The following is a 21,432-nucleotide window of genomic DNA, read 5'->3' on the forward strand; positions in this document are numbered from 1 at the left end:
GAACGTGTCACAAACCCGTCGCCGGGCGTCCCTCGGCCGGCCGATCCGCTTATTGATCCTTTATCAAGGTGATCACAGGCATTGCGCTGGCAATGCACAGTCATGGGGGACGAGAAGAGTGAGCACCATCAGCATGCGCAACACCACCCTGGGCGCGGTCGGTCTGGCAGTCGTCGGCAGTCTGGTCCTGACCGGCTGCAATAACGGCGACGGAGAGCGCCCGGCGCAGCCGGCCGCCTCCCACCCGGGCGGCACCTCACCCGCCCCCGGCGCTTCGGCCAGCCCGTCGAGCGGGAGCAGCGCGGCCCCCGCCGGGGCCCCGGGCACCGCGAAGTCCGGCCAGGTCTTCAAGATCGGCGAGGCCGCGGAGGTCCCGTACGACTACGGGGACTTCAAGGGCAGCCGGCTCGCCCTCACCGTCACGGCGATCGAGCAGGGCACGCCCGCCGACCTGGAGGGAATGGACCTCGGCGACAAGGCGAACGGCAAGGTCCCGTACTACGTCCGCTACACGGTCAAGAACATCGGCACCACGGACATGTCGTACGCCTCGGTCGGCCACGTGAAGGGCCTGCTCGGGGACGGCACCGGGGCCCAGAGCCTGGCGGTCATCGGCACGTTCGACAAGTGCAAGACCGAGTCCATGCCGAAGGGCTTCACCAACGGCCAGACCCAGACGAGTTGTGCGATAGCCCTGGCCCCGTCGGCCCAGGTGAAGGTCGCCGGCGCCGAGTACTCGGGCAACCCGTACAACGCGATGAGCAAGGGCGAGGCCATCGCCTGGAAGTAGCCCCACCGCCACGGCCCGGTCCCTGACCCGGGGTAGGTGGGCCCGCGAGCCGGCTGCGCCGCATCGGGACCACACCTCCGCACCGCGGGGAGCACGCCCCCGGACCGCAAGGGCGGGCGTGGAGCCGCACGGCAGGGCCGGACCCACAAGGCGCCCCGGAAGCCACCCGCAGGGCACCACCCCCGCCGCAGGTGGCCGCGGCACCCGGCTCACATCGGGACCGCACCGCAGGGAGCACGCCCGCGAACCGCACGGCCGGGTCGCAGTCGGACCCGCACGGGCCCCGCAGGGCGCCGCGCCGGCCGGAAGCCGGCCTGCAAGGCGCCTGGTCCCCCGTCGGGGCCACCCGGCGGCCCGCGCGAGCCGGCGGCACGGGCCGGGAGCGCACAATGAAGCCATGCCCGAAGGTGACAGCGTCCGGCGCGTGGCGACCCGGCTCCACACCGCCCTCGCAGGCCGCGCACTCACCCGCAGCGACCTGCGCGTCCCCCGCTTCGCCACCGCCGACCTCACCGGTCGCGTCACCCTCGACGTCACCCCCCGCGGCAAACACCTCCTCACCCGCTTCGAGGGCGGCCTCACCCTGCACAGCCACCTCCGGATGGACGGCGCCTGGCGCGTCTTCGCCCCCGGCGAGAAGTGGCGCGGCGGCCCCGCGCACGAGATCCGAGCCGTCCTCGGCACGGTCGACCACATCGCCGTCGGTTACCGCCTCCCCGTCCTGGAGCTGATCCGCACCGCCGAGGAGGACCGCGCCGTGGGCCACCTCGGCCCCGACCTGCTCGGCCCGGACTGGGATCCGGCCCTCGCCGCCGCCCACCTCCTCGCCGTCCCCGAGCGCCCCCTCGGCGAGGCCCTGCTCGACCAGCGCAACCTCGCCGGCATCGGCAACATCTACAAGGCCGAACTCTGCTTCCTGGCCCAGGTCACCCCTTGGACCCCGGTCGGCGCGCTCCCCGAATCGGCTCTGCCCCGGCTGGCCGCCGCCGCCCACCGGCTGCTGTCCGCGAACACCGGCGAGCGGCCGGGCCCGCGCAACACGACCGGCAGCCGCCGCCCCGGCCAGGACCTCTTCGTCTACGGCCGCGCGCACCGTCCCTGCCTGCGCTGCGGCACCCCCGTCCGCGAGGCCCCCCAGGACGGCCGCCCCACCTACTGGTGCCCCCGCTGCCAGCAGGGCCCGACACCCTGAGGGATGCCCCCGCACTCCCGGACCCGACCGGGCACACCGATTGACGGTCCGTCAGATTCGGTCGTACGGTCCCGGCATGCCCACACCCACAGCCCCGTACGGCCTCACCGGCCGCACCGCCCTGATCACCGGCGCCGCCAGCGGCATCGGCCGCGCCACCGCCGTCCTGCTCGCCGAGGCGGGGGCGCACGTGCACTGCGCGGACCGCGACGAGCAGGGCCTCGCCGAGACGGCCGCACTCGTCGCCAAGGCCGGCGGCACCGCCACCGTCCACCCGCTCGACGTCACCGACCGGGCCGCGCTCCGGGCGGCCGTCACTGCGGCGGGCCCGCTCGACATCACGGCCGCCATCGCCGGGGTCATGCACACGAGCAGTGTCCTGGAGACCACCGACGAGGACCTCGACCGGATCCTGGACATCAATTTCAAGGGGGTCCTGCTCACCTGCCAGGAAGCCGCCCGTTCCATGATCGCGGCGGGCCGCCCCGGCTCCCTCGTCACCATGGCCTCCGGGGCCGTGGACGCCGCCCAGCCCGGCCTGCTCTGCTACAGCGCCGCCAAGGCCGCCGTCGTCCAGCTGACCAAGACACTCGCCACCGAGGCCGGCCCGCACGGCATACGGGTCAACGCCGTCGCCCCGGGCTGGATCCGCACCCCCATGACCGGCCGCCACAGCCCCGAGGTCCAAGAGCAGACCGAGGCGGCGATGGTCCGGATGTCCCCGCTGCGCCGGGTCGGCGAGCCCGAGGACATCGCCCGTGCGGTGCTCTACCTGGCCTCGGACGCCTCGTCCTTCATGACGGGTCAGATCCTTCGCCCGAACGGTGGGGTGTCCATGCCCTGGTAGCCCCATCGACCGCCCGCCGCACCGTCCACCGCGCCTTCCGCACCGGGCCCGGCACGCAGTGCACCGGCAGCAGGCCCAGCCCCCACCCGCCCACCGCCACCGCACCCTCCACGGCCCCGGACTCGGCGGGTGCCAGTACCAGCCGCAGCACGGCCCACCACCACAGCGCCCCCGCCGTCAGCGCGAGGACCGACACCGCGGGTGTGCGCAGCAATCGCCGCACGAACGCCTCCCAGGGGCCGGAACCCGGACGGCCCCATCCTCCCGCACCCCCCGCGCCCCCGCACCCAGAACGGCCGGGAGCCCCGGCCGGTGCACCAGGCACCGGCCGGGGCTCCGGCCACGCTCAAACACGCACGTGCTCGCTCACGCGGCTACGACATTCACCGCTTCCGCAGGTGCCTTGATGGTCACCCGCTCCGGTCCACCCGTGACCGAAGCCATGGAGACCGAATTGAGCATCGGGCGGACCGGCACGCTGACCGGTTCGCTTGCCGCGGCCGACTGTGCCAGCTCGGCCAGCGACAGTTCGTCACTGACTTCGCGCATCAGCTCGGACATCCGTACGTCCAACGCGTCGCAGATCGCGGAGAGCAGCTCGGAGGATGCCTCCTTCTGCCCCCGCTCCACCTCGGAAAGATAGCCGAGAGAAACTCGGGCCGACGAGGAGACTTCGCGCAGAGTACGGCCCTGGCGCTGGCGCTGCCGACGCAGCACGTCACCCAGCAGGCGACGGAGCAGAATCATCGGTGGCTCCCTCCTCTGACCGTGTAGCCGCATCCTTCACGCCCCACCGTACCGCCTCGCGCCGCGGCCGTGCGGGGAGCGATGTCGTGTTCACTCAGGGCTGCAAACATCAAATCCCCCCGTTCTGTTCCGTATCCTGCCCCCGCGCATTCTCGCGGAGTTGGTCCGAGAGAAGCCTGAGCACTGTGCGTGCACTCTCCCTACGAATTTCCGCGCGGGAGCCTTTCAACCTCAGACGGACCGTTTTCCTGCCCCCTGGACCGTCCACCGCGACGAAAACGGTGCCCACCGGCTGCCCGTCCTGCGGCTCCGGACCGGCCACCCCTGTGGTCGAGATCCCCCACGAAGCCCCCATCACGCGCCGCACACCGGCCGCCATCTCCGCCGCGACCTGCGCGTTCACCGCACCTTCGGCTGCGAGCAATCCCGCGTCCACCCCGAGGACCACGTGCTTGATCTCCGTCGCGTACGCGGTGACCGAGCCGCGGAAGGACCGGGAGGCTCCGGGGACCGCCGTCAGCTCGGCGGCCACCATCCCGCCCGTCAGCGATTCCGCCACGGCAAGGGTCTGGTCACTCTCCGCAAGGAGGCGTAGCGCATCCTCAGCCACTGCGGCCACACCCGCCGCTCCCGAAGCGGCTTGTGCCGCCGGAAAGTCCCCCGCCGGGTGGGTCACCGCGCGGCCCGCTCCTCGGCCCGCTCCTCGGCGAGACCCTGGCGGCGCAGCACGACCGCCTGTCGGATGTAGTCCAAACCGGTGACGACGGTCAGCACGACGGCGATCGCCATCACCCAGAAGCGCATGGTCGCCAGCGCCCCGGTCAGCGCGAGGACATACATGCCCACGGCCGTGCCCTGTGCGAGGGTCTTCAGCTTTCCGCCCCGGCTGGCCGGAATCACGCCGTAGCGGATGACCCAGAAGCGCATCAGGGTGATCCCGAGCTCCCGTCCGAGGATCACCCCGGTCACCCACCAGGGGAGGTCACCGAGCCAGGAGAGACAGATCAGCGCCGACCCCATGATCGCCTTGTCGGCGATGGGGTCGGCGATCTTGCCGAAGTCCGTGACCAGGTTGTACGTCCGGGCCAGGTGCCCGTCGAAGATGTCCGTGATCATGGCGACGGCGAACGCCGCCCAGGCCCAGGCCCGCCACGCCGGGTCGTAGCCGCCGTCGGCGAGCAGCAGCACGACGAAGCCCGGCACGAGCACGAGCCGGATCATCGTCAGGATGTTGGCGATGTTCCACAGGCTGGCCTGATTGACCGCCGCGGCCCCCAGCTTCGCGCCGGGTACCGGCCGACGGCCGGTCCCGCCCGCCGCAGATGCCGGGACTCCGGTCATCCGGCCGCCTCCTCAAGATCCATGCCGAGGGGCTCGGCGACCAGGTCCACACCCAGGGTGCCGACCACCTTTGCCGTGACGATACGCCCGGGGACCAGGCCCGTGCTGTCCGTGAAGACCACCTGGCCGTCCGTTTCGGGCGCCTGGTGCGCGGCGCGCCCGTAGGCGCCCTCGCCGTCCTCGTCGACCGCTTCCACGGTCTCGACGAGCACTTCGAGGGTCTCCCCGATGCGTTCCTCGGCACGCTGCGAGGTGAGCTCCTCGGCGAGCCGCTGCATGTGCGCGAGCCGCTCGGCGATGGTGTCCTCGTCCAGCTTGTTCTCGTAGGTGACGGCCTCGGTGCCGTCCTCGTCGGAGTACCCGAAGACGCCGATGGCGTCGAGGCGCGCGTGGGTGAGGAAACGCTCCAGCTCCGCGAAGTCCGATTCCTTCTCGCCGGGGAAGCCGACGATGAAGTTGGAGCGGACGCCGGCCGTCGGGGCCTTGGAGCGGATGGTGTCCAGCAGCTCCAGGAAGCGGTCGGTGTCACCGAAGCGGCGCATGGAGCGCAGCACGTCGGGGGCCGAGTGCTGGAAGGACAGGTCGAAGTACGGCACGACCTTGGGGGTCGAGGTGAGTACGTCGATCAGGCCGGGCCGCATCTCGGCGGGCTGGAGGTAGCTGACGCGGACGCGCTCGATGCCGTCCACCTCGGCCAGCTCCGGCAGCAGGGTCTCCAGCAGCCGGATGTCGCCGAGGTCCTTGCCGTACGAGGTGTTGTTCTCGGAGACCAGCATGATCTCCTTGACGCCCTGCTCGGCGAGCCAGCGGGTCTCGCCCAGCACGTCGCTGGGGCGGCGGGAGATGAAGGAGCCGCGGAAGGACGGGATGGCGCAGAAGGAGCAGCGTCGGTCGCAGCCGGAGGCCAGCTTGACCGAGGCGACCGGGCTCTTGTCCAGGCGGCGGCGCAGGGGGGCGCGCGGGCCCGAGGCGGGCGCGAGCCCGTCCGGCAGGTCGGCGGGGGCCTCTGCCGGCTCCTCGGCGGGCGCCGACTGGGCGTGGCCCGGCAGGGAGACCTCGGCGTCCTGGCGGGCGGCCGGGCTGATCGGCAGCAGCTTGCGCCGGTCGCGCGGGGTGTGGGAGGCGTGGATGCCACCGTTGAGGATGGTCTGGAGGCGGTCGGAGATGTCGGCGTAGTCGTCGAAACCGAGGACTCCGTCGGCCTCGGGGAGCGCTTCGGCGAGTTCCTTGCCGTAGCGCTCGGCCATACAGCCGACGGCGACGACGGCCTGGGTCTTGCCGTGATCCTTGAGATCGTTGGCTTCCAGCAGGGCGTCTACGGAGTCCTTTTTGGCGGCTTCGACGAAGCCGCAGGTGTTGACGACGGCTACGTCCGCATCGGCGGCGTCCTCGACGAGCTCCCAGCCATCCGCCGCCAAGCGGCCTGCGAGCTCCTCCGAGTCCACCTCGTTACGGGCGCAGCCAAGAGTGACAAGGGCGACGGTACGGCGTTCGGGCATGGACTCAAGACTACTTCGTCCCGGCGTCGACCCCTGCCGCATGTCCCCCTACAGCAAGATCCCCGGAGTGCGGCGCAGCACCCCGGGGATCCGGATTCAAGCCTTCCGCCCTAGGGCGGTCCCGCCTCAGCCCGCCTGGGGCTGGTCCTGGAGGGGGTCGGCCTTCGTGTATTTCAGACGCTCCACCTGACCGGGCTGGAAGTCGTCCTTGATCTCCTTGCCGTTCACGAAGAGCTTCACGGCCCCGGCGTCGCCGAGCACGAGGTCGATGGACTCCTTGTCCGTGAAGGTCTTGGACTCACCCTGCGTGAGGGTGCCGTCGAAGAGCAGCCGTCCGGTGGAGTCCTTCGCGGAGATCCAGCTCTCGCCCGTGTCGGCCGTCAGGACCACGGTGACGAGGTCCTTGGGCGCGGCGGCGATCGCACTGTCCGAGGGCTCCGGCTTGGGCGCCTGCGGGGTCTGCTGGGGCTGGGCGACCGGCTTGGCGCCGGTCTGCTTGGGTGCGGGCTTGGGGGAGGCGGAACCTTCCGCCACCGGGCGCTTGTCCTTCTCGTCGCCACCGCTGAAGGCGGTGAAGCCCACGAAGCCGATCACGGCGACGATGGCGGCGACCATGGCCGCGGTCCAGTTGGGCCGCTGCCGCTCGGGGCGGATCCGCTCGGCCTCGAACATCGGCGCGGCGGGCGTGGGTGCCGGCCGGCCGCCGTGGGCCGCGTCGTAGCTCTCGACCAGGGGTGCCGGATCGAGGGCCACGGCGCGGGCGAGCGTACGAATGTGACCGCGGGCGTAGACGTCGCCGCCGCACCGCGTGAAGTCGTCCTCTTCGATCGCGTGCACGATCGGGATGCGCACGCGGGTGGTGGAACTGACCTCGTCGACGGTGAGCCCGGCGGCGATCCGGGCCTTCTTGAGGGCCGTCCCGATGGACGGGCCTTCGACGGGACGTTCGACGATGCGGTCCTCGGACCGGTCGTCGGTCGAAGGCCGCTCTTCTTCGGGGGAGTTGGAGTTGCCGATGGACACGTGGGCGCCTTTCGAGCGTGTAGCCACCTGCTGGAAGTCCAGTCTAGGGGGGTGACGAAAGGGTGGAGCAACCGGAGGGTGCACTCCCTACGCCATCCGAATGGCGAAGGGAGGTCGTGCTCGGGTGCGGCGGCCCGGCGCCGTGCAGGAGCTCGTGCGCCTACCGCCACCTCTCTTCAACTTGACGCGGGTCCAAGGGAAACGGTTGCCCGCGATTTCATTACGGATGGGCCTCGCCGCGGATCACGGCGAGCACCCCGTCCAGGTCATCGGCCTTCAGCAGGACGTCGCGCGCCTTCGAACCCTCGCTCGGGCCGACGATGCCGCGCGACTCCATGAGGTCCATAAGCCGCCCGGCCTTCGCGAAGCCCACCCGCAACTTGCGCTGGAGCATCGAGGTGGACCCGAACTGCGTGGAGACCACCAGCTCCGCCGCCTGGCACAGCAGGTCCAGGTCGTCGCCGATGTCCTCGTCGATCTCCTTCTTCTGCTTCTGGCCGACGGTGACGTCGTCCCGGAAGACGGGCGCCATCTGGTCCTTGCAGTGCTGGACGATCCCGGCGATCTCGTCCTCGGTGACGAAGGCGCCCTGGAGGCGGACCGGCTTGTTCGCGCCCATCGGCAGGAACAGCCCGTCGCCCTTGCCGATCAGCTTCTCGGCGCCCGGCTGGTCGAGGATGACCCGGCTGTCCGCGAGCGAGGAGGTGGCGAAGGCGAGGCGCGAGGGCACGTTCGCCTTGATCAGGCCGGTGACCACGTCCACCGAGGGCCGCTGGGTGGCGAGCACCAGGTGGATGCCGGCCGCACGGGCCAGCTGGGTGATGCGGACGATCGAGTCCTCGACGTCGCGCGGGGCCACCATCATCAGGTCGGCGAGCTCGTCGACGATCACCAGCAGGTACGGGTACGGGCTGAGCTCCCGCTCGCTGCCCGGCGGCAGTTTGATCTTGCCGTCCCGAATGGCCCGGTTGAAGTCGTCGATGTGCCGGTAGCCGAAGGCCGCCAGGTCGTCGTAGCGCAGGTCCATCTCGCGCACGACCCACTGGAGCGCCTCGGCGGCCCGCTTGGGGTTGGTGATGATGGGCGTGATCAGGTGCGGGATGCCCTCGTACGCCGTCAGCTCGACCCGCTTGGGATCCACGAGGACCATCCGGACGTCCTCCGGGGTGGCCCGGACCATGATCGAGGTGATCAGGCAGTTGATGCAGGAGGACTTGCCGGAGCCGGTCGCACCGGCGACCAGCACGTGCGGCATCTTGGCGAGGTTGGCCATGACGTAGCCGCCCTCGACGTCCTTCCCGAGCGCGACCAGCATCGGGTGGTCGTCCTCGGCCGCGTCCGCGAGGCGCAGCACGTCACCGAGGTTGACCATCTCGCGGTCGGTGTTCGGGATCTCGATGCCGACCGCGGACTTGCCCGGGATCGGGCTGATGATCCGGACGTCCGGCGAGGCCACGGCGTAGGCGATGTTCTTGGTGAGGGCGGTGATCCGCTCGACCTTGACCGCGGCGCCCAAGGTGACCTCGTACCGGGTCACCGTCGGCCCCCGGGTGAAGCCGGTGACGTCCGCGTCGACCTTGAACTCGGTGAACACGTTGCGCAGCGAGGCGACGACCGCGTCGTTGGCGGCGCTGCGGGTCTTGCCGGGCCCGCCCTTCTCCAGCAGGTCGAGCGAGGGCAGCGCGTACGTGATGTCCCCGCGCAGCTGGAGCTGCTCGGCGCGCGGCGGCAGCGCCTGGGCCTGGGGCGGAGCCTTGGTCAGGTCGGGCACCGCCAGCGTCCCGGAGGCCGCGGCGGTGGTCGCGTGCGGCCGCCCGGCGGCGGGGGCGGAGTCGGCTTCGGGGGCCCGCTCGGGAGTGTGGTCCGGTACGGGGCGCTCCGCGCGGGCGGTCGGCACCGGAGCGGTGGGCTCCGAGCCCTCCCGCTCGACGGTGATCCCCTGCGTGAGGTCGGCGACGAGCGGGGAGGGCGGCATTCCGCCGTAGACCACCCCGTCCAGGGCGGCGGCGGCCGCGGCGGCCACGTCGACGGCGTCCATCCCCCGCTCCATGGCGGGCCGGGCCGGGGCCCTGCGCGGCCTGCGCCGCCGGGCGAGCGCCTCCTCCTCGGCTTCGTCCGCGGAGTCGCCGGAGCCCGCGCCCGCTCCGCCGCGGGCCCGCCACTGCTCCGGGTCGTGCCGCTCGCCGCCGGCGGCCGCGTCTTCTCCGTAGCCCTCGTCGTACTCGTTCGGGGCGATGATCCCGAGCCGGATGCCGAGCCTGCGCAGCCGCTGCGGGATCGCGTTGACCGGGGTCGCCGTGACCACGAGCAGCCCGAAGATCGTGAGCAGCACCAGCATGGGCACGGCCAGCGGCGCGCCCATGGTGAAGATCAACGGCTTGGAGGCGCCCCAACCGATGAGCCCGCCCGCGTTCTGCATGGCGGTGGTGCCCTCGTCCCGACCGGGCGCCCCGCAGGCGATGTGGACCAGTCCCAGAACCCCGATGACCAGGGCGGACAGACCGATGCCGATGCGGCCGTTGGCATCGGTCTGTTCGGGATGGCGGATGAAACGCACCGCCATGACGCCGAGCAGGATCGGCACGAGCAGGTCCAGCCGTCCGAAGAGGCCGGTGATCAGCATCGTGACCAGATCCCCGACGGGACCGCTCAGATTCGACCAGGTGCCGGCCGCCACGATCAGCGCGAGGGCGAGCAGCAGCAGCGCCACGCCGTCCTTGCGGTGCGCGGGGTCCAGGTTCCTCGCCCCCTGACCGATCCCGCGGAAGACGGCGCCGACCGCGTGCGCGCAGCCCAGCCAGACGGCGCGCACCAGCCGCACCACGCCTCCGGTCGGGGAGGGCGCCGGCTTGGCCGCGACCTTCTTGACCGGAGGGCGCTTGGCGGCGGCCTTCTTCGCCGGGGGCTTGCGCGCGGGCGCGGCCTTCTTGGCCGGCGCCGTCGTACGGCCGGTGCGGCCCTTCGCGGTGCCCGCGGTGCTCTGGGAACCCTTACCGGACGTACGTGACATGGGCCCGAGGTTACCGGTGCGCGCGCCGGTGGACACGCGTGCCCACCCCTTCACCCGTTCGTGTCGTCGGCTCCGTAGGCGCTTTGACGCACCACCAGTCCCGACCCCACACGGTCAGTTCTGCGCGGGCAGGACCGAAGCCCCTCCGGCGGTCCCGGGCTCCAGTGCGTCGAGTGCCCTGCGCAGTCCGGTGAGTTTGCGCTCCAGGTGGGCCGCGGTCGCCACCACGCCGGCGTCGGCCGCATCCTCGCCGAGCTGCTTCGTCAGCGCCTCGGCCTGCTCCTCGACCGCCGCGAGCCGGGCGGAGAGCTCGGCCAGCAGTCCGGCCGTCTCCTTGCCCGCGTCCACGCCGCCCGAGCTGCCGCCCTCCAGCTGGAGCCGCAGCAGGGCGGCCTGCTCCCGCAGTTGGCAGTTCTTCGTGTACAGCTCCACGAAGACCGAGACCTTGGCCCGCAGCACCCACGGGTCGAAGGGCTTGGAGATGTAGTCGACCGCACCCGCCGCGTAGCCGCGGAACGTGTGGTGCGGACCGTGGTTGATCGCGGTGAGGAAGATGATCGGGATGTCCCGGGTCCGTTCCCGCCGCTTGATGTGCGCGGCCGTTTCGAATCTGTCCATGCCCGGCATCTGGACATCCAGCAGGATGACCGCGAAATCGTCCGTCAGCAGCGCTTTGAGCGCTTCCTCCCCCGACGACGCCCGGACCAGTGTCTGATCGAGCGCGGAGAGGATGGCCTCCAGCGCCAGCAGATTCTCCGGCCGGTCGTCGACCAGGAGGATCTTGGCCTTCTGCACCATGCCCTGTCCTCCTCGCCCCGGCATGGGGCCTCCCCGGCTCCGGGTTCCGGCCTGTGCGCCGGACCCCGCCCCAGAGGACGGCATCCTTGCGCCGTCCGTCCTTGTGCCGGTCATCGTAGCCCCAGTCCCGAGATCGCCACACCCTGTCACCAAGATGTCACTGTGCACGAAGCGCAAACGCGGCGGGAGAGCAGAAGGTTCCCCGTTCGCCGCCCTCCCACACCGCCCCGGGCTGGGTGAGTCGGCGATCGGCGCCCTTCCGCTCTCCCGACGATCACTTGCCGCGCATCCACTGCTCCATCACCGACAGCAGGTAGTCGGGATCGACCGGCTTGGTGACGTAGTCGGAAGCACCGGAATCGATCGCCTTCTCCCGGTCCCCCTTCATCGCCTTCGCCGTCAACGCGATGATCGGCAGCCCGGCGAACTGCGGCATCCGCCGGATCGCCGAGGTCGTCGCGTACCCGTCCATCTCGGGCATCATGATGTCCATCAGTACGACCGTCACGTCGTCGTGCTGCTCCAGGACTTCGATGCCCTCCCGCCCGTTCTCCGCGTACAGCACGGCCAGTCCGTGCTGCTCCAGCACGCTGGTGAGCGCGAAGACGTTGCGCACGTCGTCGTCGACGATGAGCACCTTCTCGCCGTGGAAGTCGTACGTCCGGGGCACCACCGGAAGATCCTCCTCCGCGCTGCCCCAGCCGTCCTCGGCCCCCACCACGTTCGGCTGGCCCGGCACCGCCGTACGCGGCTCCAGATCGCTCGCCGCCTTGCGCCGCCGCCGGAACAGCGCGGCCCCGCCGCCCTGCCCCGGCCCGGCCGGCTCGGCCGCCGACAGCGCCGGCCGCACCTGCTGCGCCTGGACCGACGGCATGGCCGAAGGCCCCGCCTGAGTACCCGGCAGCGCCGGTCGGCCTCCGTCCAGCGACCTGCGGTACAGCTCGCCGCGGGCGCCGCCGGGGGTCGGCGGCGCGTACCCCTGCGGAGGCAGCTCGCTCGGGTGCAGCGGCAGGTACAGCGTGAAGGTGGACCCGCGGCCGGGCTCGCTGGCCGCGTGGATCTCGCCGCCCAGCAGCCGGGCGATCTCCCGGCTGATGGACAGCCCCAGCCCGGTGCCGCCGTACTTGCGGCTCGTCGTCCCGTCCGCCTGCTTGAACGCCTCGAAGATCACCAGCATCTTGCTCGCGGCGATACCGATCCCGGTGTCGGTGACCGAGAAGGCGATCAGGTCCGCGTCCGCCTCCCGCAGCGAACCGGCCTCCAGCAGCTGCTCGCGGATCGCGGCGGGCACATCGGCGCCGGCCGGCCGGATCACCAGCTCCACCGCCCCCGTGTCGGTGAACTTCACCGCGTTGGACAGCAGGTTGCGCAGCACCTGGAGCAGCCGCTGCTCGTCGGTGTGCAGCGTGGCGGGCAGCTCCGGGGAGACCCGTACCGAGAAGTCCAGGCCCTTCTCCGCGGTCAGCGGCCGGAAGGTCGCCTCCACGTAGTCCACGAGCTGGACCAGCGCGATCCGGGTCGGCGAGACGTCCATCTTCCCGGCCTCGACCTTCGACAGGTCGAGGATGTCGTTGATCAGCTGGAGCAGGTCCGAACCCGCGCCGTGAATGGTCTCGGCGAACTCCACCTGCTTCGGCGAGAGGTTCCCCTCCGCGTTGTCGGCGAGCAGCTTGGCCAGGATCAGCAGCGAGTTGAGCGGGGTCCGCAGCTCGTGCGACATGTTCGCCAGGAACTCGGACTTGTAGCGCATCGAGACCGCGAGCTGCTCGGCACGTTCCTCCAGGACCTGCCGGGCCTCCTCGATCTCGGTGTTCTTCACCTCGATGTCCCGGTTCTGCTGGGCCAGCAGCTCGGCCTTCTCCTCCAGCTCCGCATTGGCGGCCTGCAGGGCCTTCTGCCGGTTCTCCAGCTCGTCGGAGCGCTCGCGCAGCTGCTCGGTCATCTCCTGCGACTGCTTCAGCAGCATCTCCGTCTTGGAGTTGACGCTGATGGTGTTGACGCTCGTACCGATCATCTCGGCGATCTGGCTGAGGAAGTCCTTCTGGATCTGCGTGAACGGCGTGAAGGAGGCCAGCTCGATGACGCCGAGCACCTTCCCCTCGAAGAGCACCGGCAGGACGATCACGTGCGCCGGCGGCGCCTCGCCCAGGCCCGAGGAGATCTTCAGGTAGCCCGGCGGGGTGTTCTCGACGAGGATCATCCGCTTCTCCTCGGCGACCGCCCCGATCAGCCCCTCCCCCGGCCGGAACGACATGGGCATCTGACCGCCCGCGTAGGCGTAACTCCCGCGCATCCGCAGCTCGTACGAGCCGTCCGCGCCCCCGTCCGTCCCGATCTCGGTGGTGCCGCCGGCCGGCAGCGCCAGGAAGAAGGCGCCGTGCTGCGCGGAGACCACCGGGGTCAGCTCGCTCATGATCAGCGAGGCCACGTCGTCGAGCTCCCGGCGGCCCTGCATCAGGGCCGAGATCCGGGCGAGGTTGCCCTTGAGCCAGTCCTGCTCCTTGTTGGCCAAGGTGGTGTCGCGCAGGTTCGCGATCATCGTGTTGATGTTGTCCTGGAGGACCTGGATCTCGCCCGCCGCGTCCACGTCGATCTTCAGGTTGAGGTCGCCGCGGGTCACCGCGGTGGCCACGGCCGCGATCGCGCGCACCTGCCGGGTGAGGTTCCCGGCCATCTCGTTCACGGACTCCGTCAGGTCCCGCCAGGTGCCGTCTACGTCACGGACGCGGGCCTGGCCGCCCAGGATTCCCTCGGTGCCCACCTCACGGGCCACCCGCGTCACCTGGTCGGCGAACGAGGACAGTTGGTCCACCATCGTGTTGATGGTGGTCTTGAGCTCCAGGATCTCGCCGCGGGCATCGATGTCGATCTTCTTGGTCATGTCGCCCTTGGCGATGGCGGTCGTGACCATGGCGATCTGCCGCACCTGACCGGTGAGGTTGGAGGCCATGAAGTTCACCGAATCGGTGAGGTCCTTCCACGTCCCCGAGACGCCCGGCACGTGCGCCTGACCGCCCAGACGGCCCTCCGTACCCACCTCGCGGGCCACCCGGGTCACCTCGTCCGCGAACGAGGACAGGGTCTTCACCATCGTGTTGACGGTGTCGGCGAGCTGTGCGACCTCGCCGCGCGCCTCCACCGTGACCTTCTTCGTCAGGTCACCGTTGGCGACCGCCGCCGACACCTGCGAGATGTTGCGCACCTGGGAGGTCAGGTTGTTGGCCATCAGGTTGACGTTGTCCGTCAGGTCCTTCCAAATGCCCGTCACCCCGCGCACCCGGGCCTGACCGCCGAGGATGCCCTCGGAGCCCACCTCACGGGCCACCCGCGTCACCTGCTCCGCGAACGACGACAGCTGGTCCACCATCGTGTTCACGGTGGTGACCAGCTCGAGGATCTCGCCCTTGGCATCGACGGTGATCTTCTTGGAGAGGTCGCCCATGGCCACCGCCGTGGTCACTTCGGCGATGTTGCGCACCTGGGACGTGAGGTTGTTCGCCATGAAGTTGACGGACTGGGTGAGGTCCTTCCAGGTACCGGAGACACCCTTGACCTCCGCCTGGCCGCCCAGGATGCCCTCGGTGCCCACCTCGCGCGCCACCCGGGTCACCTGCTCCGCGAAGTTCGAGAGCTGGTCGACCATCGTGTTGAGGGTGTTCTTCAGCTCCAGGATCTCGCCGCGCGCATCCACGTCGATCTTCTGCGACAGGTCACCGCGGGCCACCGCCGTCGCGACCTGGGCGATGTTGCGCACCTGCGAGGTCAGGTTCCCGGCCATGCCGTTCACCGAGTCCGTGAGGTCGCGCCATACGCCGGCCACCCCGGGCACCTGCGCCTGACCGCCCAGGCGACCCTCGGTACCCACGTCGCGGGCCACCCGGGTCACCTGCTCGGCGAAGGCCGAGAGCTGGTCGACCATCGTGTTGATGGTGTTCTTCAGCTCCAGGATCTCGCCCCGGGCGTCCACGTCGATCTTCTGCGACAGGTCACCGCGGGCCACCGCCGTCGTCACCTGGGCGATCTGGCGCACCTGCGAGGTCAGGTTCCCGGCCATGAAGTTGACGGAGTCGGTGAGCTCCTTCCAGGTACCGGACACCCCCTCGACCCGCGCCTGACCGCCGAGGCGGCCCTCCGTACCCACGTCCCGCGCCATCCGCGTGACCTGGTCGGCGAAGGAGGACAGCTGGTCCACCATCGTGTTCACGGTGTTCTTCAGCTGGAGCATCTCGCCGGAGACGTCCACGGTGACCTTCTGCGACAGGTCGCCGTTGGCGACCGCCGTCGTCACCTGCGCGATGTTGCGCACCTGCCCGGTGAGGTTGCGGAAGGCGGTGTTCACCGAGTCGGTGAGGTCCTTCCACGTCCCCGCCGCCCCCGGCACCTGCGCCTGACCGCCCAGCTCACCCTCGACGCCGACCTCACGGGCCACACGCGTCACTTCCGCGCCGAAGGAGGAGAGTTGGTCCACCATCGTGTTGACGGTGTTCTTCAACTCCAGCATCTCGCCAGCCACGTCGACGGTGACCTTCTGCGACAGGTCGCCGTTGGCCACCGCCGTCGTCACCTGCGCAATGTCGCGCACCTGGGTGGTGAGGTTGCGGAAGACCGTGTTCACCGAGTCGGTGAGGTCCTTCCACGTCCCCGCCGCCCCCGGCACCTGCGCCTGACCGCCCAGCAGACCCTTGGCCCCGACCTCGCTCGCCACGCGCGTGACCTCGTCCGCGAAGGTCCGTAGCGTCTCGGTCATCTGGTTGATCGTTTCGGCCAGCTGCGCCACCTCGCCGCGCGCGCTGACCCGTACCTTCTGCGACAGGTCGCCGTTCGCGACCGCCGTGGTCACCTGCGCGATCCCGCGCACCTGGGCCGTGAGGTTCCCGGCCATGGTGTTGACCGAGTCGGTCAGGTCCTTCCACACGCCCGCGACCCCGGGCACCTTCGCCTGGCCGCCCAGCTCGCCCTCCGTACCCACCTCGCGGGCGACGCGGGTCACCTCGGAGGAGAACGACGACAGCTGGTCCACCATCGTGTTCACGGTGTTCTTCAGCTGGAGCATCTCGCCGGCCACGTGCACCGTGACCTTGCGCGACAGATCGCCCTTGGCGACCGCCGTCGTGACGAGAGCGATGTCACGCACCTGGGCGGTGAGCCGGTACGCCATCGTGTTGACGGAGTCGGTCAGATCCTTCCAAGAACCCGACATCCCGCGCACCTGGGCCTGACCACCGAGCTTGCCCTCGGTACCCACCTCCAGCGCCACGCGCGTCACTTCGTCGGTGAACGCCGACAGCTGGTCGACCAGGTTGTTGACCGTGCGCCCGACCTTCAGGAACTCCCCGCGCAGCGGATGTCCGGCCCCTTCGGCCGCCTGCGTCCGCAGGTCCATCCGCTGGTCCAGATCGCCCTCGGCCACCGCCGACAGCACCCGGCCCACCTCGGACACCGGCCGGGCCAGATCGTCCACCAACTGGTTCGAGGCATCGATCGCGGCCGCCCAGGAGCCTTCACAGGCACCCGTTTCCAGCCGTTCGCTCAGCTTGCCCTCGCGGCCCACCATCCGCCGCACCCGGGACAGCTCCCCGGTCAGGTGGAGGTTGCGGTCGGCCACCTCGTTGTAGACGGCGGCGATCTCCGCCATCACGCCCTCGCCGGACACCGTCAGCCGCTTGCGGAAATTCCCGTCCCGCATCGACACCAGGGCCGTGAGCAGCCGGTTGAGAGCGGCGGTATCGACCTCCGTCGTGCCACTGCGCCGGGAACGCCCGCCCTTCGGCCTCGTTCCCGTACGCCGTACCGCTGCGCCAGACTCCACCGTGTCCCTCCCGAAGGGGTCGACCACTCTTCCACCGGACGCCCGACTCATCTACGAGCCGACCTTGCAAGCCCGCCCAGTGTTTCACCCTGGCCGAACCCGGCCATAACACTTCGGCACCATCGCACACCCGCCGTACCCTGCGGGTGGAATCCCCCACGACGGCACCATGCCGACCGCGAAGGTAAGTAACCTGGCACCCGATGTCCAACCGCGTCGAAGGAGACTCGTGATCACGGCACGGGCGGCTGCCAGCTTCGATCCCCTCGGGCGCTCGGTCGCCGCCGCCCGCGGGTTCGTCCGCGACACCCTGCACGGCTGGGGCTTCGCGGACATCGTCGACGACGCGGTGGTCCTCACCAGCGAGCTCGTCACCAATGCCGTGGTCCACGCCGGCACCCGGGCCGAGGTCCTGTGCCTGCGCGCCGACGGCGGCGTACGGGTCGAGGTCGCCGACCGCTACCCGGAGCGCGAGCTCCCGCTCCAGCACCCCGGCGATCGCCCCTACGCCGACCCCGACCGCGAGAACGGCCGCGGCCTGATGCTGTGCGCCGCCCTCGCCACCCGCTGGGGCGTCGAGTACACCGCCACCCACAAGCACGTGTGGTTCCGTCTCGATCTGCCAGACCGGCCGGTCGGTACCCGCTCCGCGGGCCCCGTCGTCCCCGACCAGCTGCTCCCCCTGGCCGACAGTCGGGTCCGCGTCGCCGTCCTCCAGATCGACGCGGACGACGCCATCTCCGCCTGGAACGAGGACGCCGAGCACATCTTCGGCCACCCCGCCGAGAAGGCGCTCGGCCGCCCGCTCGCCGAGCTCGCCGCCTGGCCCCAGACCCCCGGCACCGGAACCGGCATCGCCGAGGCCCTGCGCCTGTCCCGCTGGGAGGGCAGCTACGGCGTCCGCGGCGCCGACGGCCGCGTCATCCCCGTCTTCGCCTCGCACCTGCGGGTCCGCGACGCCCACGGCGAACCGTCCATCGTCTGCCTCCTCGTCCACGACGACGAGCGCGCCCTGCTACAGACCCCGGTACGGGTACCCACCTCCGAAGGCGGCCACTTCACCGAGCCCCGCCCCACGGACCCCTTCGAGGTCTTCATCGGCTCCCCCGCCCCCGACGACCTGGACGGGCTCCTCCAGCGCACCGTGGAGCGCGCCCGCGACCTCCTCGACGCCGACTCCGCCTTCCTGCTGCTCGCCACCGACGACGAGACCGAGCTGGAGGTCCGCGCCACCACCGGCCTGCCCTCCACCCGCCAGCGCTTCGCCCGCGTCCCCGTCGAGGCCGGCACCAACCGCTACGGCTCCGCCCGCATGCCCGCCGTCCACGACGACCTCATCGCCTCCCCCGGAGCCGTGCCGCTCCTCGAGGCCACCGGCATGCGCTCCGCCGTCACCGTCCCCCTGAAGGTGGAAGGCCGCCTCACCGGCTCACTCGGCGTCGCCGCCGAAACTCCCGGCCGCTACTCCAACGAAGAAGCCCTGCACCTCCAGTTCGCCGCCGACCGCATCGCCCTCGCCGTCGAATCCGCTCGACTCGGCGAACTGGAGCGCCTGCGCCGCGGTTCCCTCTCCTTCCTCGTCGAGGCCTCCGACCTGCTGGCCGGCACCCTCGACCGGGACCAGACCCTGGCCCTCATGGCCCAGATGACCGTCCCGACCCTGGCCACCTGGTGCGCCGTCTACACGATCGCCGACCAGTCCTCCGATCCGTACCTCTCCTACGTGCTCCACGAGGACGAGGAACGCATCGACGGCCTGAAGGACCTGCTGTCCCGGCTCAGCCCGCCCGAACCGGTCCGCGAGGCCGGCGCCCGCCCGTGGCCGGAGGCGACCGCCGCGGTCGGCGGCGAGACGGTGGTCCTGCCCCTCCTCGCCCGCAACCGCGTGATCGGCATGCTGACCCTCGGCAAGCCGCGGGAGGAGCACTTCCGTCAGGAGATCCTCGAACTCGCCGAGGACCTCTCCCGCCGCGCCGCCCTGGCCCTCGACAACGCCCGCCTGTATTCGGAGCGCACCGCGATCAGCCGCTCCCTCCAGCGCAGCCTGTTGCCGCCCGGCTCCCCCGCGATCCCCGGCATGGAGGTCGAGGTGATCTACCGCGCGGCCGGCGAGGGCAACGAGGTCGGCGGTGACTTCTACGACGTCTTCCCGATCCGCGACGGCGCGTACGGCTTCGCCATCGGCGACGTCTGCGGTACGGGCCCGGAGGCCGCCGCCGTCACGGGCCTCGCCCGGCACGCGCTGCGCCTGCTGGCCCGCGAGGGCCTCGGCGGCCCGGCGGTCCTCGAACGCCTCAACGCGGCCATCCTCGACGAGGGCACCCGCAGCCGCTTCCTCACCCTCCTCTACGGCGAGCTCCACCCCCAGCCCGACGGCGGCGCGCTGATGAAGGTCGTCTGCGCGGGCCACCCGCTGCCGCTGCGCCTGCGCCCGAACGGCCAGGTCGACGCTGCCGCGGACCCGCAGCCGCTGCTGGGCGTGATCGACGACCTTGACCTCTACGAACAGACCCTCACCCTCGACCCGGGCGATGTGCTGCTCTGCGTCACCGACGGTGTGACCGAACGCCGCGAGGGCACCCGCATGCTGGGCGACGACGGCCTCACCGAAGTCCTCACCACGTGTACGGGCCTCACCGCGGGCGCGGTCGCCTCCCGCGTCCTGCGGGCGGTGGAACGCTTCGCCGCGGAACCCGCGTCGGACGACATGGCGATCCTCGCTTTCCGCGTCCCGGAACAGCGCATGGGCGAATAGTCGGGGCCCGTCTCCGCAAAGACCTGGGCCCGGCGTGCGCCGGGCCCAGGCTCAGTTCAGTTCAGTTCAGTTCGCGGAAGTACGGGTCCGGCGACGCCCGGTCTTCACTCCGGACGGGCCGACGCAACCTGGCGGGTGGCCGAACGCAGTGCGAATGCCATCACCAGCTCGAACACGCCCAGCAGGACGAGCCAGAGTCCCAGCAGCCGTGTCAGGGCCACGGCGGAGTCCACCGGGAAGCAGAGCACGACGATTCCGGCGACGGCGCCGAGAGCCCCCAGGCCGAACTGCAGGCCCCGGTGCACCAGCGTGTGGTCGGCGATCGCGGTGAACGCCGCGAGCACTCCGGACAGCAACCAGAACACGCCGATGATCAAGCTCAGTGCGCCGATCGTCTGCATCGGATGGCGCAACACCAGGACGCCCGCCAGGAACGCGAGCATGGCGATCAGGACACCCGCCAGCCTGCTCCCGCCGTCGCGACTGTGCGAGAAGGCGGTGACGAACCGGAACGCGCCCGCCACCAGGAACTGCAGACCGATGATGACGGCCAGGATGTGCAACGTCTCGTCGGGCCAGACGAGCACCAGGATACCGGGGATCAGGGTCGCGAGGGCGAAGCCGAGTGCCCAGTGCCACGTGCTCCCGATGTGTTTGAGGACGTCCTCGGGATCGCCCTGCGTGTGCTGTGGCGCCGCTGCGTCGGGGGGTACGGTCATCACGCCTCCTGGGCCAGCCGAGCGGCCCTTGGGGGCACCTCGAAGCCGCCGGACGTACCTTATCTACCCTTCACATCCATGGTAGGCAGCTCTGGTACGGCCCGCCCCTCCGGCCCTCGGAGGCCTGTGCCGGCCGTGCCACACGGGCACGTCCATGAGCCTTCTCCAACCTCAGGTCGAGGCGTGGTGAAGGACGAAAGCGGTCTTCACGAGGCCGTTCCCGGTGGCACGCACCAGAGATGGGCCCCTCCCCCGTTCGTTCAGGAAGCCCGGATCGCCCGATCGATCTCCGCGCCGGTGCGGGCCACGACGACGGGCCACTCGTCCCTGAGGGCGGCAGGCAGAAGGTCGCGGTCCTCGTCCCGCTGAATCAGGGTTGGTCCGCCCGGGATGACGAGCACGGCATCCAGCCGGCGCAGCAGGACGGCCAGGAGGTCCATGATTCCGCCGCCTCCGAAGCGGTTGAAGGTGATGTTGCCCGGGCTGGAGAAGAACACACCTGCCTCCTCCCCTTTCGCCGTACGCACCTGCAGGAAGTTCGTCCGGGGGTCCCGTGCCACCACATAGGGGGCGAGGACCTCGTGCGCAGCACTCATGTCCAGCGGCGTCGGATCACCGTTCTCGAACCGGCACACAAAGATGTCGAAACTCATGGATTCCTTTCTAGCCTCAGGTTCCGTGCCGGAAAACAAAAAAGGCCCCCGCCAATTGGCGGGGGCCTTTTTCATTGGAGCCCTTTAACGGAATCGAACCGTTGACCTTCTCCTTACCATGGAGACGCTCTACCGACTGAGCTAAAAGGGCGGGTTGTTCGGCGGCGTCCTACTCTCCCACAGGGTCCCCCCTGCAGTACCATCGGCGCTGAAAGGCTTAGCTTCCGGGTTCGGAATGTAACCGGGCGT

At 70.6% G+C, this 21,432-nt stretch carries 14 protein-coding genes, 1 tRNA gene and 1 rRNA gene; 4 read left to right on the forward strand and 12 right to left on the reverse strand.

Translation table 11 applies throughout. The annotated features are described in order from the left end of the window. Positions 1 to 118 precede the first annotated feature (118 nt). The 3 genes from ACIQK6_RS40575 (at position 119) to ACIQK6_RS40585 (ending at position 2,829) form a co-directional block, all read left to right on the forward strand. The gene (locus ACIQK6_RS40575) at positions 119 to 790 is read left to right on the forward strand and encodes a hypothetical protein (RefSeq protein WP_329098739.1); all 672 of its coding nucleotides are present in this window, start codon (positions 119 to 121) and stop codon (positions 788 to 790) included. Positions 791 to 1,187: 397 nt separating this feature from the next. Continuing rightward, positions 1,188 to 1,982: a DNA-formamidopyrimidine glycosylase family protein gene (locus ACIQK6_RS40580; protein ID WP_329098740.1), complete on the forward strand. Its 795-nt coding sequence runs from the start codon at positions 1,188 to 1,190 to the stop codon at positions 1,980 to 1,982. Between the two features lie 76 nt (positions 1,983 to 2,058). Next, positions 2,059 to 2,829, forward strand: a complete 771-nt coding sequence (locus ACIQK6_RS40585) for an SDR family NAD(P)-dependent oxidoreductase (RefSeq protein ID WP_329098741.1) — start codon at positions 2,059 to 2,061, stop codon at positions 2,827 to 2,829. 366 nt (positions 2,830 to 3,195) lie between these two features. Here the strand turns inward: ACIQK6_RS40585 and ACIQK6_RS40590 are convergent, their stop codons facing one another. The 8 genes from ACIQK6_RS40590 to ACIQK6_RS40625 all read right to left on the reverse strand — a co-directional run bounded on the left by ACIQK6_RS40590 (position 3,196) and on the right by ACIQK6_RS40625 (position 17,056). Next, the gene (locus ACIQK6_RS40590; protein ID WP_030012484.1) at positions 3,196 to 3,576 is read right to left on the reverse strand and encodes a helix-turn-helix domain-containing protein; all 381 of its coding nucleotides are present in this window, start codon (positions 3,574 to 3,576) and stop codon (positions 3,196 to 3,198) included. Positions 3,577 to 3,685: 109 nt separating this feature from the next. Further along, positions 3,686 to 4,195, reverse strand: coding sequence for a CinA family protein (locus ACIQK6_RS40595; protein ID WP_329107591.1), 510 nt, complete (start codon positions 4,193 to 4,195; stop codon positions 3,686 to 3,688). A gap of 53 nt (positions 4,196 to 4,248) precedes the next feature. Next, entirely contained in the window at positions 4,249 to 4,917 is a 669-nt protein-coding gene (gene pgsA / locus ACIQK6_RS40600) for a CDP-diacylglycerol--glycerol-3-phosphate 3-phosphatidyltransferase (protein ID WP_329098744.1), read from the reverse strand. Next, positions 4,914 to 6,416, reverse strand: coding sequence for a 30S ribosomal protein S12 methylthiotransferase RimO (gene rimO / locus ACIQK6_RS40605; protein ID WP_266605584.1), 1,503 nt, complete (start codon positions 6,414 to 6,416; stop codon positions 4,914 to 4,916). The genes pgsA and rimO overlap by 4 nt, the downstream gene beginning before the upstream one ends. A gap of 126 nt (positions 6,417 to 6,542) precedes the next feature. Then, the gene (locus tag ACIQK6_RS40610; RefSeq protein ID WP_329098749.1) at positions 6,543 to 7,439 is read right to left on the reverse strand and encodes a RodZ domain-containing protein; all 897 of its coding nucleotides are present in this window, start codon (positions 7,437 to 7,439) and stop codon (positions 6,543 to 6,545) included. 220 nt (positions 7,440 to 7,659) lie between these two features. Continuing rightward, positions 7,660 to 10,449 carry a DNA translocase FtsK gene (locus tag ACIQK6_RS40615; RefSeq protein WP_402697467.1) on the reverse strand — a complete coding sequence of 930 codons (2,790 nt, stop codon included), beginning with the start codon at positions 10,447 to 10,449 and terminating at the stop codon, positions 7,660 to 7,662. A gap of 114 nt (positions 10,450 to 10,563) precedes the next feature. Next, a complete protein-coding gene (locus tag ACIQK6_RS40620; protein WP_402697468.1) occupies positions 10,564 to 11,247 on the reverse strand; it encodes a two-component system response regulator in 684 nt (227 codons plus the stop codon). Positions 11,248 to 11,521: 274 nt separating this feature from the next. Then, complete coding sequence (locus ACIQK6_RS40625) at positions 11,522 to 17,056, reverse strand: HAMP domain-containing protein (RefSeq protein WP_329098752.1); 5,535 nt, start codon at positions 17,054 to 17,056, stop codon at positions 11,522 to 11,524. A gap of 169 nt (positions 17,057 to 17,225) precedes the next feature. Between ACIQK6_RS40625 and ACIQK6_RS40630 the strand changes: the two genes are divergently transcribed. Next, positions 17,226 to 19,811 (forward strand): SpoIIE family protein phosphatase, encoded by a 2,586-nt coding sequence (locus ACIQK6_RS40630; protein ID WP_329098753.1) that lies wholly within the window; start codon positions 17,226 to 17,228, stop codon positions 19,809 to 19,811. Positions 19,812 to 19,915: 104 nt separating this feature from the next. On the opposite strand, the gene ACIQK6_RS40635 is transcribed toward ACIQK6_RS40630, so the two are convergent. The 4 genes from ACIQK6_RS40635 to rrf all read right to left on the reverse strand — a co-directional run. After that, positions 19,916 to 20,530: an HdeD family acid-resistance protein gene (locus ACIQK6_RS40635; protein WP_402697470.1), complete on the reverse strand. Its 615-nt coding sequence runs from the start codon at positions 20,528 to 20,530 to the stop codon at positions 19,916 to 19,918. A gap of 260 nt (positions 20,531 to 20,790) precedes the next feature. Further along, complete coding sequence (locus ACIQK6_RS40640) at positions 20,791 to 21,258, reverse strand: hypothetical protein (protein WP_329098755.1); 468 nt, start codon at positions 21,256 to 21,258, stop codon at positions 20,791 to 20,793. After that, positions 21,259 to 21,334, reverse strand: a tRNA-Thr gene (locus tag ACIQK6_RS40645). Positions 21,335 to 21,339: 5 nt separating this feature from the next. Beyond that, positions 21,340 to 21,432: ribosomal RNA gene (gene rrf / locus ACIQK6_RS40650) — 5S ribosomal RNA — on the reverse strand; the annotation flags it as partial.

This window comes from Streptomyces sp. NPDC091682 (assembly GCF_044756625.1).
In the GTDB taxonomy this organism is placed as follows: domain Bacteria; phylum Actinomycetota; class Actinomycetes; order Streptomycetales; family Streptomycetaceae; genus Streptomyces.